Origin of the sequence: Aeromonas sp. 600886 (assembly GCF_049174935.1) — a bacterium.
GTDB classification, from domain to species: domain Bacteria; phylum Pseudomonadota; class Gammaproteobacteria; order Enterobacterales; family Aeromonadaceae; genus Aeromonas; species Aeromonas veronii_A.
In genome coordinates, this window is sequence record NZ_JAAKUB010000035.1 from 21,940 (window position 1) to 39,390 (window position 17,451).

The window sequence follows — 17,451 nt, forward strand, 5'->3', positions numbered from 1 at the left end:
ATTGCGAAGGGAGCAGCCGTTATGCCCAACACTCAGGCCCCCATTCTTGACGTACCGGATAACGGGGGGGAGTTCGCCGCTGATAACGGCCAGCACCAGGCCCCAATCCTCGAAGTACGCGATCTTGAGGTGGAGTTCGCCGTCGATGACGGCAAAATCAAGGTGCTCGACGGGGTCAGCTTCAAGGTGGCCCCGGGTCAGACGCTGGGGATCGTCGGCGAGTCCGGCTGTGGCAAGAGCGTTACCTCGCTCGCCATCATGGGACTCTTGCCCAAACCCCACGGTCAGGTGGTAGCCGGTTCTATCCGCTTTCAGGGGGAGGAGCTGCTGTCGCTTGCGCCGGATCAGATGTACAAGGTGCGCGGCAACCGCATCTCGATGATCTTTCAGGAGCCGATGACGGCCCTCAACCCGGTGCAGACGGTCGGTGAGCAGCTGATGGAGGTGTTTCGTCTCCATCGCCCCGAGTATGACAAGGCCCAGCGTAAAGCCGCGGCCATCGCCATGCTGCAGAAGGTGGGGATCCCGGAACCAGCCCAACGCTTTGCGGTCTATCCCCACAATCTCTCCGGCGGTATGCGCCAGCGGGTGATGATCGCCATGGCGCTCTCCTGCGAGCCAGACTTGCTTATCTGCGACGAGCCGACCACGGCGCTGGATGTTACCATTCAGGCCCAGATCCTCGAACTGATGAAAGAGCTGCAGGCCCAGACCGGGATGGCCATCATCTTTATCACCCACGATCTGGGGGTGGTTGCAGAGCTGTGCGACGAAGTGGTGGTGATGTACGCCGGGCGGGCGGTGGAGCAGGCCGATGTGTTCGAACTGTTTGACCATCCCCGTCACCCCTATACCCACGGCCTGATGAGCTCGATCCCGCGTCTCGAGGATGAGCCCAAGAGCCTGCTCAAGACCATCAAGGGACAGGTGCCAGCCCTGCACGAGATGCCCGCTGGCTGCCGCTTCTCCAACCGCTGCCCCCATGCGACCGATCTCTGCATCAGCGCCATTCCGGCGGTGGAGCAACTCAATCCGCGCCACCATGTCGCCTGTCACTACTGGAAGGAGTTGACCCCATGAGCACTCTGTTATCGGTCAGGGATCTGAAACAGCACTTCCGGCTGGGAGGCGGCTTCCTGCGCAAGCAATATACGGTTCATGCGGTGGATGGCATCAGCTTCGATCTCAAGCAGGGGGAGACGCTGGGGCTGGTGGGTGAGTCGGGCTGCGGCAAGTCCACCCTCGGGCGCAGCCTGCTCAAGCTGTTCGAGCCGACCGCAGGCACCATCACCTTCGAGGGGCGCGACATCACCGCCCTCAGCCCGAAGGAGATGCGCTCCCTGCGTCAGGAGATGCAGATGGTGTTTCAGGACCCTGCAGAATCCCTCAACAGCCGCCACACCGTGGGCCAGATTTTGGAGGAGCCCTTTATCATCCACGGTAAAGGCAACACTGAGCAGCGCCGCGGCTGGGTGCAGGAGTTGCTGGCAAAAGTGGGCCTGCCGGGCAGTGCGGTGGATCGCTACCCCCACGAGTTTTCCGGCGGTCAGCGCCAGCGGATCGGCATCGCCCGCGCCATCGCCCTCAAGCCCAAGCTGCTGGTGTGCGACGAGGCAGTCTCGGCCCTCGATGTCTCGGTGCAGTCGCAGATCGTCAACCTGCTGCTCAGCCTGCAGCGGGAGATGAACCTCTCCATCATCTTCATCGCCCACGATCTGTCGGTGGTCAAACATATCTCGGATCGGATCGCGGTGATGTATCTGGGACGGATCGTCGAGCTGGCGGATGCCCAGTCGCTCTATCTGGCGCCGCGCCACCCTTACACCCAGGCGCTGATCTCTGCCATTCCGGTACCGGACCCGCGCAGGCGCAGTCAGCGCATTCTGCTGACCGGCGATGTGCCCTCCCCCATCTCGCCGCCAAGCGGCTGCCACTTCCACCAGCGCTGCCCCCATGCGACCGAGTTGTGCAAAAGCAAGGCACCCAAGCTTGAGGCGTGTGATGAGGCCCATCATCAAGTGGCCTGCCACACCCCGCTCGCCGTCGGTGGTCACGCTATCAGCGGCAACGCCATGAGCGGCGACAGCAGGCTGGAACAGGCGAGCTAGGCGCAGCGAACAAACGCCAGGCTAGAAACAGACGAGGCGGCCATCAGGCCGCCTCGTGCTATCGGGTCACTCTTGCAATATCGAGCCACTGCCGCAGCTTGTCAGGCAATCTGGTAACGGCCGGGCTTGTGGTTGAGTGTCAACACCAGATTACAGATAACCGCCGCCACGATAGAGAGCGCCAGGATCCAGGGCTGCACCACGAAAAACGAGGCGACAACAATGGCGCAATCGAGCCCCATTTGCAGCTTGCCCGCCCGGATGCCAAAGCGATCCTGAATAAAGAGCGCCAGAATGTTGAAGCCCCCCAGACTCGACTTGTGACGGAACATGATAAGCAGACCCATGCCGATCAGGGTGCCGCCGATCAGCGCCGCATAGAGGGGCTCTATCTTGCCGATCTGCAACACCCCGTTGAGGTGATCGGTCATGTAGGAGACCGCCGCCACCGAGACAAAGGTGTTGAAGGTAAAACGTGGCCCCATTCGCAGCCATGCCAGCGCATAGAAGGGCAGGTTGATGCCGAAAAACAGCAGGCCGAAGCTGATACCGGTCACCTTTTGCAGCAGCAGCGCCAGCCCGGCAGTCCCGCCGGTGAGCAGGCCAACCTGATGAAACAGAAAGATGCCGAGGGAAACAAAGCCGGCCGCCGTCAGCAGGGCCAGCACATCCTCATAAATGGGATGGGCAGTGCGAATCGAGGTGTTGTCCATAACCTGTATCCAAGCGAAGTAAAGAGAGAGTGTCTGTCGCCTGCCGTTGCGGGCAGGCTGCGAGCCCTGTCCACAGGGCTTCGTTATGGGGTCCAGTCTATTTTTTGTGAAAAGGATCACAACAGGCAGGCTGAACGCCCCATTCTGGTGCCTGTCATCTGACATTGACACCCGCTGCACCAAGATGCAGCATGCCGCGCCGACAGAGGCGGTTTGCCATGGCGCAAACGCGACGGCTCTGCAACAAAGCGCGCAACCCCCTTTTCTCATCACTGTCAGGAGCCCCATGATCTGCACAGGACCCCAACCATGACCTATCTGGTCACCGGCGTCGCCGGTTTTATCGGTTTTCATGTGGCCAGCCAGCTGTGCGCCGCAGGTCATCGGGTGGTGGGGATCGACAACCTCAACGACTACTACGAGGTGAGCCTGAAAGAGGCACGGCTGGCCCAGCTGGCCAGTTTCCCCAATTTTCGCTTCGAGCGGCTGGATCTGGCGGATCGCGAGGCGATGGCGGCTCTCTTTGCCCATCATGGTTTCGAGCGGGTGATCCATCTGGGGGCGCAGGCGGGGGTGCGTTACTCCATCGACAATCCGTTCGCCTATGCCGACAGTAACCTCACCGGCATGCTGACGGTGCTGGAGGGGTGTCGTCACCACGGGATCCAGCACCTCATCTACGCCTCCTCCAGCTCGGTCTATGGCATGGGGGATCAGATGCCCTACTCCACCGAGCAGCAGGTGGATCACCCGGTCTCCCTCTACGCCGCCACCAAGAAGAGTGGCGAGCTGATGGCCCACGCCTATTCGGCGCTCTATGGCCTGCCCACCACAGGGCTGCGCTTCTTTACCGTCTACGGCCCCTGGGGTCGGCCCGACATGGCCATCATCAAGTTCACCCGCGCCATCCTCGCGGGAGAGCCTATCGACGTCTATAACAACGGCGATCTCAGCCGCGACTTCACCTACATAGACGACATCGTCGCGGGGATCCTCACCGTGGCCGACCAGCCGCCCCGCCCCAATCCCGATTGGCATGCCAGCGAGCAGAGCGCGGCCGAGAGCGCCGCCCCCTACCGCATCCTCAATATCGGCAACGGCCAGCCGGTGCGGCTGCTCGATTTTATCGAGGCGCTGGAAGAGGCCATCGGCAAGCCCGCCATCAAGCGGATGCAGCCGATGCAGGCAGGCGACATGCACGCCACCTGGGCCGACAGCGAGCCGCGGCACACCCTCACCGGCCTGCGCCCCGCCACGCCCCTCAAGCAAGGTGTTGCCGAGTTTGTCCGCTGGTATCTCACCTACTACCGGCCCGTCCGCTGACGAGCACGGGCAGCCTCTCGGTCATTGATGAGTTAATCAGATACCACTGATGCCCCGCGGGTTTTAGGATGGCTGAACGCACTGTCTGCGCACCATAGCGAGGATTTGAGATGCAATCACAGGAACAGGGTCTGATCGATGGACTGTTCGACCGCCTCAAGCAAGCGCAAGCCAGGGATAGCAAACGAGACCCACAAGCGGATCAGCTGATCCGCCAGCATCTGGCAGAGCAGCCCGATGCCCCCTACTACATGGCCCAGGCGCTGCTGATCCAGCAGGCAGCCCTTACCCGCCTCAACGATCGAGTCAAGGAGCTGGAGGCCAGCCAGAACAGTTCGAGCGGCGGCAGTTTTCTCTCCGGCCTGTTTGGTAGCGAGAGCAGCACGCCCCCGCGCTTTACGCCGCCACCGGCAACCGCGCCTGCCCAGCCCGCGTCCCGTGCCAGCTCCTTTTTAGGGGGCGCCCTGCAAACCGCAGCCGGGGTTGCCGGTGGCGTGATGCTGGCCGACATGATCGGCGGACTGTTTCACAGCAACCGGCCCGAGGAGATCATCGACATAATAGAGCCAGCGCCCATCGCCAATCCGGTCGATGCGGAACCGGTACGCTGGGACGGCTGGGATTCACCTCCCGATGTTGGCAGCAGTTTTCTCGACGACGATAACCTGAGTGGCGGCTGGGCCGACAGTGACGATAACAACGGCGGTTTCTTCTGACCGTCAAACCATTACTGGCCCCGCATCTGGCGGGGCCCAACTCGATACGAAACCCATGACTATGGAAAGTGTGATGACACCACGGATCGGCAGCGGCATGACGCGATATACTCAGCGCGCTTCGTGCCACCCGGGAACAACTCCCGACCCCAGGCGCTCTGTCCGTGGCCACGCAACCCCCCCATGACGACAAGGAGCCACCTCATGATCCGAACCCTGCTTTTGACCGGTGCCGCCATTGCGGCCTATGCCCTGACCCAGAGCCACTCTCTGCTTCCCCTGCTCAGCCTGCTGGCCCTGCTTTCGCTCTGGGTTGTCAGCGAAATTGGCAGCTTCTATCGCGCGCTTCCTCCCACGGTGCTGGATGAGCAGGAGTATCACCACGACTTTTAACCGGATGAAAAATGGTGTGAAACTGTCGAGATGCCGTTAGTTCCATACCGTTTTGCTCTCTGAAACCAACCGGCTATAACAACAGGATCCACTGGGTTCATGGCGATAGCAGCCATGTTCCTCTATATCTTCTGTACTCAAACAGGAGATAACCCATGAGGCACATCAGCGAAAACGGACTGTTTTTGCTGCTTTTTTTGTCGTTGTTACTGGCAGGTACGCCGCGGGCGATGGCACAAGGCAGGGATTTCAGACAGGCCCCCAAGGCGCTAATGGCGATCAAGCAGGGTCAAGTGGCCCAGCAACACGGCAATCTGCAAAAAGCCATCGCCCTCTACTGTGTCGCCGCCAGCACCGGCAATCCCGAAGGTTATTTCCGGATCGGCCGCCTGCTCGCCACCGGCCCAGCCTCGGTGCGCAGCGCCAGGCTGGCCAACAGTTATCTCGCCATGGCTATGCGCCTGGGTAACCAACAGGCCGCCCGTTACTACAACGCCCGCATCGGCAATGCCCCTATGGGGGAGCGGTGTGGCATCGGGATCCGTGGCGGTCAGGGGGGCTATCTGGCGCAGCTCCCCTCCACCCCCTTCAATGTCGACTCCTGGGTTGCGCGCCAGCCCCCCGCCAAGCAAAAACTGGTCACCATGCTGCGCCACGCCGCCAAACACCATCAGGTGGATGCCCGGCTGGTGCTGGCGATTGCCATCGCCGAATCCAACCTCAACAGCCGCGCCGTTTCACCCAAGAATGCCCAAGGGCTGATGCAGCTGATCCCCGAGACCCAACTGCGGTTCGGGGTGACCCGTCCATTCGATCCGGCCCAGAACATCAAGGGCGGCGTCACCTATCTCAAGTGGCTGGATCGCCGCTTCGATGGCGACTGGGTGCTGATCTCGGCGGCCTACAATGCCGGGGAAAAAGCGGTGGAACGCTATGGCGGGATCCCACCCTATGACGAAACACAGGAGTATGTAAAACGGGTGCTCTACTTTGCTGGCCACAAGCAGCCCTGAGGCCATTCATCAGCATGTCCGTTACTGACAAAACACGCACCAACATTGCGCAACCGTTTTCCTTTCGGTAGGATCCGGCGCTTTCTCGCCAGCCCTACAGGTATCCCATGAATATCATCAAACGCTGTTCGCGCCTGCTCACCCTCTTTGCCCTCCTCTCCTCCAGCGTGATGGCGGCCACCCCGGCCCCCATCCTGATCCAGGGGGCGATGGACGTCGAAGTCGAAACTCTCGTTGCCGCACTGAAAGACAAGACGGAGCTGACTGTGGGGGCCTGGACATACTGGCAGGGTACTATCTCGGACTATCCGGTGGTCATCTCCCGCACCGAGGTGGGTCTGGCCAATGCCGCTGCCGCCACCACGTTGGCGATTGAGCGTTTCAAGCCGCGTCTCATCATCAATCAGGGTACGGCAGGAGGCCATGATCCGGCACTGCACCGGGGCGATATCGTTATCGGCACCAAGAGCTTCAACATGGGAGCCTATCGCAGTGACCTGATGCCCGCCGAGCAAGGCGTCGATCCGAGCAAATGGCACAACTTCGAGGTCACCATGCGTCTGCGCGATAACGGCAAGCTGGTGGAGCACAGCTCGTTCGCTGGCGATCCCGAGCTGATTGGCCGCGCCCTCGGTATGGCCGATCGCTATCGCCACGGCCGAGTAGTAGGCGGCATCATTGGCACCGCCGATGAGTGGAACCGACAGGTAGCGCGCATCAACTGGCTGCATCAGACCTACCAGACCGCCGCGGAAGAGATGGAAACCTCCTCCGCCGCCCTAGTGGCTGAGGCCTACAAGGTACCCTTTGTCGGCATCCGGGTACTCTCCAATACCGATCTCCACGGTGAAGAGTTTGACCCGCAGACTGCCATCCACTGCCAGCAATTTGTCATTGATTACGCAAACGCGCTGATCAACAGTTTCCACAAGGCATAAGGCCCTATAAGAGGCCGTCATGACAGGCGGCCTATCTTCCCCCCCCCCCATCTTTGCCCCCCCTTGCCCATTGGTTTACAATCGGAACGTTTTTTGGAACCGGGTTGACCTGTGTCGACCAGGCCCCACCACGACATCAGTCTGTTAATGCCAAGACATTAACCTGCTGAAAAGGAAGAGAATTAGCCAATGGCTCAATTTATTTACACCATGAACCGGGTCGGCAAGGTAGTGCCGCCCAAGCGTCATATTCTCAAGAACATCTCCTTGAGCTTCTTCCCGGGCGCCAAGATCGGCGTGCTGGGTCTGAACGGCGCCGGTAAATCCACCCTGCTGCGCATCATGGCGGGCATCGACACCGAGATCGAAGGGGAAGCCCGTCCGCAGCCCGGCATCAAGATCGGCTACCTGCCGCAGGAGCCGAAGCTGGAGCCGGAGCAGACCGTACGCGAAGCGGTCGAAGAGGCCGTTGGCGAGGTGAAACGCGCCATGGCCCGCCTAGACGAGGTCTATGCGGCCTACGCCGACCCGGATGCCGACTTTGACAAGCTGGCCCGTGAACAGGGCGAGCTGGAAGCCATCATCCAGGCCCAGGGCGGCCACAACATGGAGAACCAGCTGGAGCGCGCGGCCGATGCCCTGCGCCTGCCGGCCTGGGATGCCAAGATCAAGCACCTCTCCGGTGGTGAGCGCCGCCGTGTGGCGCTCTGCCGTCTGCTGCTGGAAAAGCCGGACATGCTGCTGCTGGACGAACCGACCAACCACCTGGATGCGGAATCCGTGGCCTGGCTGGAGCGCTTCCTGCACGACTACGAAGGCACTGTTGTGGCGATCACCCACGACCGTTACTTCCTCGACAACGTGGCGGGCTGGATCCTGGAGCTGGACCGCGGCGAAGGTATCCCGTGGGAAGGCAACTACTCCTCCTGGCTGGAGCAGAAGGACGCCCGTCTGGCGCAGGAAGCAAGTTCCGAAGCGGCCCGTCGCAAGTCCATCGAGAAAGAGCTGGAGTGGGTTCGTCAAAACCCGAAAGGGCGTCAGGCCAAGTCCAAGGCCCGTATGGCTCGCTTCGAAGAGCTCAACACCAACGACTACCAGAAGCGCAACGAGACCAACGAGCTGTTCATTCCGCCCGGACCGCGCCTCGGCGACAAGGTGGTGGAAGTGGCCAACCTGCGCAAATCCTACGGTGATCGGGTGCTGATCGACGATCTGTCGTTTGCCATTCCGAAGGGGGCCATCGTCGGCATCATAGGCCCGAACGGTGCCGGTAAGTCGACCCTGTTCCGCATGATGTCGGGCCAGGAGCAGCCGGACTCCGGCGCCATCACCCTGGGTGACACAGTGGTGCTGGCCTCTGTCGATCAGTTCCGCGACAGCATGGATGACAAGAAGACGGTATTCGAGGAAGTCGCTGACGGTCAGGATATCCTGCGCATCGGCAACTACGAGTTCCCGAGCCGCGCCTATATCGGCCGCTTCAACTTCAAGGGTTCCGACCAGCAGAAGCGGGTTGGCGAACTCTCCGGTGGTGAGCGCGGTCGTCTGCACCTGGCCAAGCTGCTGCAGACCGGCGGCAACGTGCTGCTGCTGGATGAACCGACCAACGATCTGGATATCGAAACCCTGCGCGCCCTCGAGAACGCCCTGCTGGAGTTCCCGGGTTGTGCCATGGTCATCTCCCACGACCGCTGGTTCCTCGACCGTATCGCCACTCACATCCTGGACTATCAGGATGAGGGCAAGATCGAGTTCTTCGAAGGTAACTTTACCGAATACGAAGAGTGGAAGAAGAAGACCTACGGCGCCGAGGCCATCCAGCCCCATCGCGCCAAGTACAAGCGCATCACCAAGTAACTTGGCAGTGCAGGGCGAGTGGCCATCCAGCCGCACCGCACCAATCACGACAAGCGCATCGCCAAATAGGGCTGACTGCGTGTTGAGGGGAGCTTCGGCTCCCCTTTTTCTTGCCTTTTGACTTACAATCCTAGACGGATGCCTTTGCATGGATGTAGCACGATGACGACCCCCATAGAAAAAAAACTCACCATCCAGATCCGGGTTGAACCGGGTTGTCTCGGGCCGGATGGCAAGACACATATAGAGACCTTCTGTGCCGCTGCTGCCAAGATTTTTGCCGCCGTGGAGCCCGAGCTGGTGAGCTGGGTGCTGATCCCCCGCTATGACAAGCAGCTGCCGGAGCAAGAGTTCTTTATCGAGGGGCGCAAGCTGACCGAAGAGCAGGCAAGCCTGTTTCTGCGCCGCCTCGGCCGCGAACTGGGTGAGGTTCAAGACCGGCTCGATTCTGTGCTGGCCCAGCTGGTCGAGCGCTACTTCAAGACCCTTTAAGTCCCCACTTTTCGATAAAAGGTTCTCTGCTGAGAACCTTTTTTCACGCTCAAAAAGCAAACGTTTGAATTTTTGCTCTATTCATTGATCCGCTTCGCAGATCCGGGGTTTGTAAACGGCGCCGCCTGTGTAAAAATGTGCGCGCTGTCACGGTATCAGGACGAGTCTGGTTACTTAACCGCCAGAAACAGGGCAATTTACCCCGCATGGATGGGATAGCCCGTTCCCCTGCTGCTTATTTCACGTCACCTATTGGAATCCAACATGAATCAACAACACCAAGCTGCCAATCAGGCCGCCGGGCAAGGATTGCTTGAGCGCCTGTTTGCCCTGCAAGGCCATGGCACGACCGCCCGCACCGAAGTGATCGCCGGTATCACCACCTTCCTGACCATGGTCTATATCGTGTTCGTCAACCCGCAGATCCTCTCTGCGGCGGGCATGGACACCCAGGCCGTGTTCGTCACCACCTGCCTCATCGCCGGTATCGGCAGCATCCTGATGGGCCTGTTGGCCAACCTGCCGATCGCGCTGGCCCCCGCCATGGGCCTCAATGCCTTCTTCGCCTTCGTGGTGGTCGCGGGCATGGGTTACTCTTGGCAAGTGGGCATGGGCACCATCTTCTGGGGCGCCATGGGTCTGTTGATCCTCACCCTGCTGCGGGTGCGCTACTGGCTGATCGGCAACATCCCGCTTACTCTGCGGGTCGGCATCACCGCCGGTATCGGTCTGCTGATCGCCCTGCTCGGCCTGCACAACGCCGGGATTGTGGTCGCGAGCCCGGCCACCATGGTGACCGTGGGCAACCTCACCTCCCTGCCCTGCCTGCTGGGTCTACTCGGTTTCTTCCTGATCTGCATCTTCTCCGCTCGCGGCGTCCACTCCGCCGTGCTGATCGCCATCGTGGTCACTACCGGCCTGGGCTGGCTGTTTGGCGATGTCACCTTCAAGGGCTTCGTCTCCATGCCCCCCAGCATCGAGCCAGTGTTCGGCCAGCTGGATCTGATGGGTTCGCTCGACATCAGCCTGGCCGGCATCATCTTCTCCTTTATGCTGGTCAACCTGTTTGACTCTTCCGGCACCCTGATCGGCGTCACCAACCGCGCCAAGCTGGCCGATGACAAGGGCCACTTCCCGCGCATGAAACAGGCGCTGATGGTGGATAGCGTGAGCTCCGTCGGCGGCGCCTTCATGGGCACCTCCTCGGTCACCGCCTTTATCGAGAGCAGCTCCGGCGTCGCCGTCGGCGGCCGTACCGGTCTGACCGCCATCGTGGTCGGCCTGCTGTTCCTGCTGGCTATCTTCTTCTCCCCGGTCGCCGCCATGGTGCCGGCCTATGCTGCCGCTGGCGCCCTTATCTATGTGGGCGTGCTGATGTGCTCCGAGCTGACCCGGGTGAAGTGGGAAGATTTGACCGAAGCGGTACCGGCCTTTATGACCGCCGTCATGATGCCGTTCAGCTTCTCCATCACCGAGGGGATCGCCGTCGGCTTTATCTCCTACTGCGTGATGAAGGCGGGTACCGGCCGCTGGCGCGAGATCAACCCCTGCGTGCTGGTGGTGGCCCTGCTGTTCGTGCTCAAGTTCGTCTGGGTCGATAGCCACTGATAATGACCAGCGCAATCCGATGGGCTCCCGACAGGGAGCCCATTTTTATTTGCCGGATCATGCTTCTCGCCCCTGCGCTGTGACGCGGGGGCCTGACAGTGCTAGATTGGCAGCCACCATTTTGAACCGGCAGCGTTGTTAACCTCGTGTCGTTAACCCGCTGTCGTGAACCACAAGGACGGCAACCGTGGCCCAGCACTCTCCCTCTTTCTCCGCCTTCTCCCCCCTGCTGCAAGAACAGGCCGAGCGCCAATGGCAGCGACTGGTCGAGCTGGCCCCCGACTATGGCTCGCTGCCCGAGCCCGTTCGCCAGAACCTGCTGACCCTGCTCGGTCTCTCCGATTTTGTCGCCGACTCTCTCTTCAAACAGCCGGAGTTGCTGACCGAGCTGCTCACCTCCGGGGATCTGGAGCGGGTCGAACGCTGGCCCGCCTACCAGAGTGACCTCACCTCCCTGCTCGCCGAGGTGAGTGATGAAGAGGCGCTCAAGCGCATCCTGCGCCAGTTCCGCCGCAGCCGCATGCTGGTGATCGCCTGGCGCGAGCTGCTGGGCCACGCGACAGTAGAAGAGAGCTTTATCCACCTCACCAAGCTGGCGGATGCCCTCATCTGCTCTGCCCGCGACTGGCTCTACGCCAAACAGTGCGGCGAGCTGGGCACCCCGATGGATGGCAATGGCAACCCGCAACCGCTGCTGATCCTCGGCATGGGCAAGCTCGGCGGTGGCGAGCTCAACTTCTCCTCGGATATTGACCTTATCTTCACCTTCCCCGAAAACGGCTACACGGTTGGCGGGCGGCGCGAACTCGCCAACCAGCAGTTCTTTATCAAGCTGGGCCAGCGCATCATCAACGCCCTCCACCAGCCCACCCAGGATGGTCAGGTGTTCCGGGTCGACATGCGGCTGCGCCCCTTTGGCGATGCGGGGCCACTGGCCATCTCCTTTGCCGCCATGGAGGATTATTACCAGCATCACGGCCGCAACTGGGAGCGCTACGCCATGGTCAAGGCGCGGGTGCTGGGCCCCCAATGCGAGCACGCAGTAGAGCTCGCCGAAATGCTGCGCCCCTTTGTGTTTCGCCGCTATATCGACTTCGGCGTTATCGACGGTCTGCGCCAGATGAAGGCGATGATCGCCGCCGAGGTGCGCCGCAAGGGGCTGGAGGGCAATATCAAGCTGGGGGCTGGCGGCATCCGTGAAGTGGAGTTTATCGCCCAGGCGCTGCAGCTTATTCGCGGCGGTCGTGAACCGGCGCTGCGGGTGCGCCACCTGCCCGAAGCGCTGGCCGCCATCGCCCAATGTGGCGCCCTCGAATCTGCCCATTGCGATCGCTTGCTGGAGGCCTATCGCTTCCTGCGCCGGGTCGAGAACATATTGCAGGAGATCGGCGATCAGCAGACCCAAACCCTGCCCACCGAAGAGCGGGATCGCCAGCGGCTGATCGCTGCCCTCGGCTTTGCTGACTGGGGCGCCTTTATGGCTCATCTCGATGAGGAGATGGCCGCCGTCCATCAGGAATTCGCCGCCGTGGTGGGGGAAGAGAAAGAGGCCCCCGCCCATCTGGAGCAGCTCTGGCTCGATCTGTGGCGCACCGAGCTCGACGCCGCCGAGCTGGAAAAACTGCTGACCGCGCAGGGGGTGGCCGAACCCGCCCCGCTCTGCGCCGCTCTGCTACGCTTCAAGGAGGAGTACAAACGCCGTCAGGTGGGGCCGCAGGGGCGCATCGCGCTGGACTGGCTGATGCCGGAGCTGCTGCGGCTGGTGGTCGCCAGTGAGCAACCCGCCCGCCTGTTCGAGCGGGTGTGCGAGTTGCTGACCCGCATCTTCACCCGCAGCGCCTATCTGCAACTGCTGGCGGAAAACCCGGGCGCCCTGCGCCAGTTGGTGCGGCTGTGCGACGCCAGCCATCTGGTGAGCGAGCAGCTGGCCCGCTACCCCATTTTGCTGGACGAACTGCTCGATCCTCAGCACCTCTACCACCCCACCCCGCTCGATCAGTACAAGCCCCAGCTGCGCCAGTTCCTGCTGCGCATCCCCGAAGAGGACGTGGAGCAGCAGATGGAGGCGCTGCGCCAGTTCAAGCAGGTGCAGCTGCTGCGCATCGTGGCGGCCGACATCGCCGGCGCCCTGCCGCTGATGAAGGTGAGCGACCACCTCACCTGGCTGGCGGAGGCGATCACCGAGGAGGTGGTCAATCAGGCATGGGTCCAGATGAGCGAGCGCTACGGGGTACCGCCCGAAGTGGCGGTGAGCGGCCAGCGCGGCTTTGCGGTGGTAGCCTATGGCAAGCTGGGCGGCATCGAGCTCGGTTACGGCTCGGATCTCGATCTGGTGTTCCTGCACGGTGGCGACCCCAACAGCTACACCGACGGGCGCAAGCCCATCGACAGCCGCCAGTTCTACCTGCGTCTCGCCCAGCGGATCCTGCACCTGTTCAGCACCCGCACCCCGTCCGGCATTCTCTACGAGATCGACATGCGGCTGCGCCCCTCCGGTGACTCCGGCCTGCTGGTGTCGTCCCTCTCGGCCTACGAGCAGTACCAGCAAAACGAGGCGTGGACCTGGGAGCATCAGGCGCTGGTGCGGGCCCGCCCCATCTATGGCGATGACACCATCGTTGCCGAGTTTGCCCGCATCCGCCGCGATGTGCTTGCCAGGGAGCGGGAGCTGCCGACCCTGGCCCGCGAGGTGCGCGAGATGCGCCACAAGATGCGGGATCACCTGCTGAAAGCGGGGGCTGGCGAGTTCGACCTCAAGCAGTCCCCCGGCGGCATGGTGGATATCGAGTTTATCGCCCAGTATCTGGTGCTGGCCCACGCCTGCGGCGAGCCCGATGCCCTCACCCGCTGGTCCGATAACGTACGCATCTTCGATGAGTGCGTCATGGCGGGGGTGCTGACCCTGGAGCAGGCAGAGGGGCTGAAACAGGCCTATCTGGAGATCCGCAACCTCGGCCATCGCCTCAACCTCTCGGAGATCTCCCGCAAGGTGAGCGACGATCAGCTGCAGAGTGAGCGCAGCCATGTCCTCGGCGTCTGGCAAACCCTGCTGGGGGAGTAATTCCCGCCAGCGGCAATGAAAAAGGGCCCGCCTGAAGCAATTCAGGCGGGCCCTTCCCTATAGAGTTGCCAGGCCAATGCCTAGTCCGATACGACACTCACAGAACGGTCTCCACAATAAGAAAGAGCCCGCACGGGGCGGGCTCTGCATGGGGATAAAACGAAAGGCTGGGGCTATTTGAACAATCCCTTGAGCAGCTGGTCAGCCACACCTTTGACGGCTTCATTGTCGGCCTTGTCACCCAGCAGCTTCTTGAGGCCCCGTTCGGCCTCCTTGCGGGCCTTATCCTCCAGCAACTTGTTGTTGCTGAGCAGCGCCTTTACGTCGAGCTGATAGCTGGGGGCCTGCCAGTGGCCACCGATCCGCACCGGAATGGTGATCTCCTTCAGCTCGTCCACATCCTTTCCTCCCTGCCCCTTGCTGCTCTCGACAATGGAGGTGAGGAACAGGAAGTCGAGGCTCTCCGGCACCAGCGCCGTCTGCCCCTCCCCCTTGACCCGCAAGGCCGGGGCAAAGAGCTGGATGTCGTTGCTGCGGGCGATGCCGTCGGCAATCTGGAAGCTGGCGGTCAGAGCGCTGAAGTCGGTCTTGCGCGCCTCCTTCACCTGCTCGGCCCCCTTGCCGGTGAGGGTGGCCCGCGCCTCGCGGATCATTTCCGCTAGGTTGATGCCGTGCAGGGCTCCGTCGCTCAGTTTCAATGTGACCTTGCCCCGCATCCCGTTGCGCAGTGCCAATGCAGAGAGACCGCGCCCCTGCACCTGCACATCGAGATCGCCCTTGCCCTCCAGCAGATCACTCTGGGCCAGAGTCTGCAGCAAGGGACGAATGTTCACTCCGACCACCTGCTTGTGCACCTTGTAGGTCGTGGGTTGCTGGCGCGCGTCGAGTACCCCGTTCGCGTTTACCTGACCGCCAGCAACGGTCGCGCTGAACTGTTTGAGCGTCAGCAGTCCCTTGGCCAGAGCCACCTGCAGATCGACTGCGCCGAGAGCCAGCCCTTTCAGGCGCAGGCTGCCGAGTTGCAGCCGACCATCCAGATCCACCCCCTTGAGCGCGCCCAGATCCGGTTCAACCGCGGAGAGGGCTTCGCGCTTGCCGGTTACCGCTTTATTGTCACTTGCAGCGGTATTTGAAGCACCGGCCGCCGATTTGCCCTCTTTCGCTTGTGTTGGAGTGGCCGGTGTCGAATTGGCGAGCCATTTGTCGAGATCCAGCTTCTCCCCCTTGAGATCGAAGCTGATTGCGGGAACAGCGCCAAGCTGCACGGTTCCATCACCACTCAGCAGCGCCTCATCGGCACTCATCACCAACTTGCTCAGGGTAATCAACTCCTTGTCGAGCTCGGCACGGGCAAACCCGGCCAGTTTCAGCTTCATCTGCGGGCGCGGCAGCGCATCACCTTCCAGCGCTGCGGTCAGCAGCACATCGGAGAGCTCGGCAAGCTTCATCTCTTTATCGAGCCGTCCCTTGAGCGTTCCTTCCAGCGAACCAGCCAGTGAAGCTTGCTGCCCCTCTACCTTGGCCCCTTTCAGCGCCAACGTGAGGTTGCTCCACTCACCAAGGGCCAGTCGGTCCCCCTTGATGGAGAAACTGTCGAGTCGCAGGGACGGGTCACTCAGGCTGCCGCTGAGGCTCAGATCTTTCAGCTCACTCGCCATCACCTCCTGCGCCAGCTTGATCTGGGTCTGCCCTTTAACGTCGAAAGCGAGCTTGTCGGCACTCCCCTTGGCGGCCAGGGTCACGGGTACCCACTGACCGGTGGCCAGTTGCCCCATATCGAGATCGAGGCGATCCAGTCGCAGCGACGTGCCGCTGCGATCATCCTGTACCAGCGCACTGGCCTGGGAGAGCGCGACACCCTGCAAGCTGATCTGCCAGGGCTTGCTATCAGCGGTTGGCGCTGGGGCTGCGGGAACGACCGGTTCGCTTGCATCAGCAGTGGCATCTTTGAGCAGTCCGCTCAGATTGGAGCTGCCATCCGCCTTGGTCTGGATAAAGAGATGGGCGCCACTCAGGGTCACCTTGCCGATCTCCAGACGATGGGAGAGCAGCGGCAACAGGGCCACCGAGGCCTCGCCCTGCTCGAAACGAACCAGATCCGGCTCGGCAAAACCGGCCGGATTGCGCAGAGCGACCTTCTCCAGCGAGAGGCCGAGACTCGGCCAGAAACGCCAGTCAATCTCCCCCGCCATCACCAGCTCCCGGCCTGTGCTCTTGCGCACCTGTTCAGCCAGTTGGGGCTTGAATTGATTGGGGTCGATAAGGCTTATCAGCGTCACTATGGCCAGCAAGGCCGCTACGGCGATGCCGAGCAAGATGAGAACTATCTTCTTCACGATATGCTCCTTGAATCCGGATCCACTGCTGACTATACCACTCACCGTCTGACGAATGGCGTCTGCGGGACAAAAGCGGACAAGGATGAGACAGGGATGGTCGCTGCCAATCCCCATCGTCATCAGCAGGGATCAGGCTTGCGATCAGGCTTGCAAAGAGGATTGCTGCAGCCGCGCCATCGCGGTGCGCGTCGACTCGAAAGCAAAGCGGGGCAAGAGGATATCGCTAATCTTCAGCCACTGACAGGCGGCCACATCGTCAGCCGGCTGGATGACCGGTTTTTCACTCAGCTTGATGGCGAAAAAGGTGTCACAGGTGTGATAGGTGATGCCATCGTAGGGATAGATATTGGGGAATGAGCCAAGATAGGTAAAAGGTTGGGCGCTGACATTGAGCCCCAGCTCCTCCTGCAATTCCCGCACCAGCGCCCCCTCCAGCGACTCGCCGGGATCGACAAATCCGCCCGGCAGATCCAGCAACCCCTTGCCAGGATTACGGGCACGCACCGCAACCAGCACCTCGTCCTGCCAGCAAAGCGCCACCATCACCGCAGTCGCCACATTTTGGAAAAAATGAAAACCGCAGCCACAGCGAAACTCTTTAGGGCTGACGCTCTGCAGGGTTTGACCGCCGCATTTTGGACAAAACATGGGCTATCTCCGACGAAATAAAGCACCATTTTACGCTGTTGTGACCGTTTTTTATGAGTAAAACCGACGGGGAAGACTAGGCATTCAAAGGGAGAGGAATAAAACGGGACAATTATCAGGCGATTTGCTGATTTTCAGGCAATAAAAAACCCCGCTCATTGAGCAGGGTTTCTTGTATTGGGTGCCTGGCAGTGTCCTACTCTCGCATGGCGAATGCCACACTACCATCGGCGCTACCGCGT

At 61.3% G+C, this 17,451-nt stretch carries 14 protein-coding genes; 11 read left to right on the forward strand and 3 right to left on the reverse strand.

Annotation, left to right across the window (positions count from 1 at the left end):
- Positions 1-21: 21 nt before the first annotated feature.
- Both G5179_RS19725 and G5179_RS19730 read left to right on the forward strand, forming a co-directional pair.
- Positions 22-1,080: an ABC transporter ATP-binding protein gene (locus tag G5179_RS19725; protein ID WP_236340973.1), complete on the forward strand. Its 1,059-nt coding sequence runs from the start codon at positions 22-24 to the stop codon at positions 1,078-1,080.
- Positions 1,077-2,108: an ABC transporter ATP-binding protein gene (locus tag G5179_RS19730; RefSeq protein ID WP_139461195.1), complete on the forward strand. Its 1,032-nt coding sequence runs from the start codon at positions 1,077-1,079 to the stop codon at positions 2,106-2,108. The genes G5179_RS19725 and G5179_RS19730 overlap by 4 nt, the downstream gene beginning before the upstream one ends.
- 101 nt (positions 2,109-2,209) lie before the next feature.
- Here the strand turns inward: G5179_RS19730 and G5179_RS19735 are convergent, their stop codons facing one another.
- On the reverse strand, positions 2,210-2,821 hold the full coding sequence (locus G5179_RS19735; RefSeq protein ID WP_005349421.1) for a YitT family protein: 612 nt from the start codon (positions 2,819-2,821) through the stop codon (positions 2,210-2,212).
- A gap of 309 nt (positions 2,822-3,130) precedes the next feature.
- Between G5179_RS19735 and G5179_RS19740 the strand changes: the two genes are divergently transcribed.
- The 9 genes from G5179_RS19740 (at position 3,131) to glnE (ending at position 14,222) form a co-directional block, all read left to right on the forward strand.
- Entirely contained in the window at positions 3,131-4,144 is a 1,014-nt protein-coding gene (locus G5179_RS19740) for an NAD-dependent epimerase (RefSeq protein ID WP_421258963.1), read from the forward strand.
- Between the two features lie 110 nt (positions 4,145-4,254).
- Positions 4,255-4,860 (forward strand): DUF2076 domain-containing protein, encoded by a 606-nt coding sequence (locus G5179_RS19745; RefSeq protein WP_245094942.1) that lies wholly within the window; start codon positions 4,255-4,257, stop codon positions 4,858-4,860.
- Positions 4,861-5,064: 204 nt separating this feature from the next.
- Positions 5,065-5,253 (forward strand): hypothetical protein, encoded by a 189-nt coding sequence (locus G5179_RS19750; RefSeq protein ID WP_160881516.1) that lies wholly within the window; start codon positions 5,065-5,067, stop codon positions 5,251-5,253.
- Positions 5,254-5,408: 155 nt separating this feature from the next.
- Complete coding sequence (locus tag G5179_RS19755; RefSeq protein WP_421258964.1) at positions 5,409-6,266, forward strand: lytic transglycosylase domain-containing protein; 858 nt, start codon at positions 5,409-5,411, stop codon at positions 6,264-6,266.
- Between the two features lie 107 nt (positions 6,267-6,373).
- The gene (locus G5179_RS19760; RefSeq protein WP_216951989.1) at positions 6,374-7,204 is read left to right on the forward strand and encodes a 5'-methylthioadenosine nucleosidase; all 831 of its coding nucleotides are present in this window, start codon (positions 6,374-6,376) and stop codon (positions 7,202-7,204) included.
- A gap of 189 nt (positions 7,205-7,393) precedes the next feature.
- Complete coding sequence (gene ettA, locus G5179_RS19765; protein WP_421258965.1) at positions 7,394-9,061, forward strand: energy-dependent translational throttle protein EttA; 1,668 nt, start codon at positions 7,394-7,396, stop codon at positions 9,059-9,061.
- A gap of 162 nt (positions 9,062-9,223) precedes the next feature.
- A complete protein-coding gene (locus tag G5179_RS19770) occupies positions 9,224-9,553 on the forward strand; it encodes a hypothetical protein (RefSeq protein ID WP_227341326.1) in 330 nt (109 codons plus the stop codon).
- A gap of 264 nt (positions 9,554-9,817) precedes the next feature.
- Complete coding sequence (locus G5179_RS19775) at positions 9,818-11,161, forward strand: NCS2 family permease (RefSeq protein ID WP_005343409.1); 1,344 nt, start codon at positions 9,818-9,820, stop codon at positions 11,159-11,161.
- 187 nt (positions 11,162-11,348) lie between these two features.
- A complete protein-coding gene (gene glnE, locus G5179_RS19780; protein WP_421258966.1) occupies positions 11,349-14,222 on the forward strand; it encodes a bifunctional [glutamate--ammonia ligase]-adenylyl-L-tyrosine phosphorylase/[glutamate--ammonia-ligase] adenylyltransferase in 2,874 nt (957 codons plus the stop codon).
- A gap of 173 nt (positions 14,223-14,395) precedes the next feature.
- Here the strand turns inward: glnE and G5179_RS19785 are convergent, their stop codons facing one another.
- Together G5179_RS19785 and G5179_RS19790 are read right to left on the reverse strand one after the other, a co-directional pair.
- Entirely contained in the window at positions 14,396-16,558 is a 2,163-nt protein-coding gene (locus tag G5179_RS19785; RefSeq protein WP_421258967.1) for an AsmA family protein, read from the reverse strand.
- A gap of 144 nt (positions 16,559-16,702) precedes the next feature.
- Positions 16,703-17,209, reverse strand: a complete 507-nt coding sequence (locus G5179_RS19790) for an NUDIX domain-containing protein (RefSeq protein ID WP_421258968.1) — start codon at positions 17,207-17,209, stop codon at positions 16,703-16,705.
- Positions 17,210-17,451 lie beyond the last annotated feature (242 nt).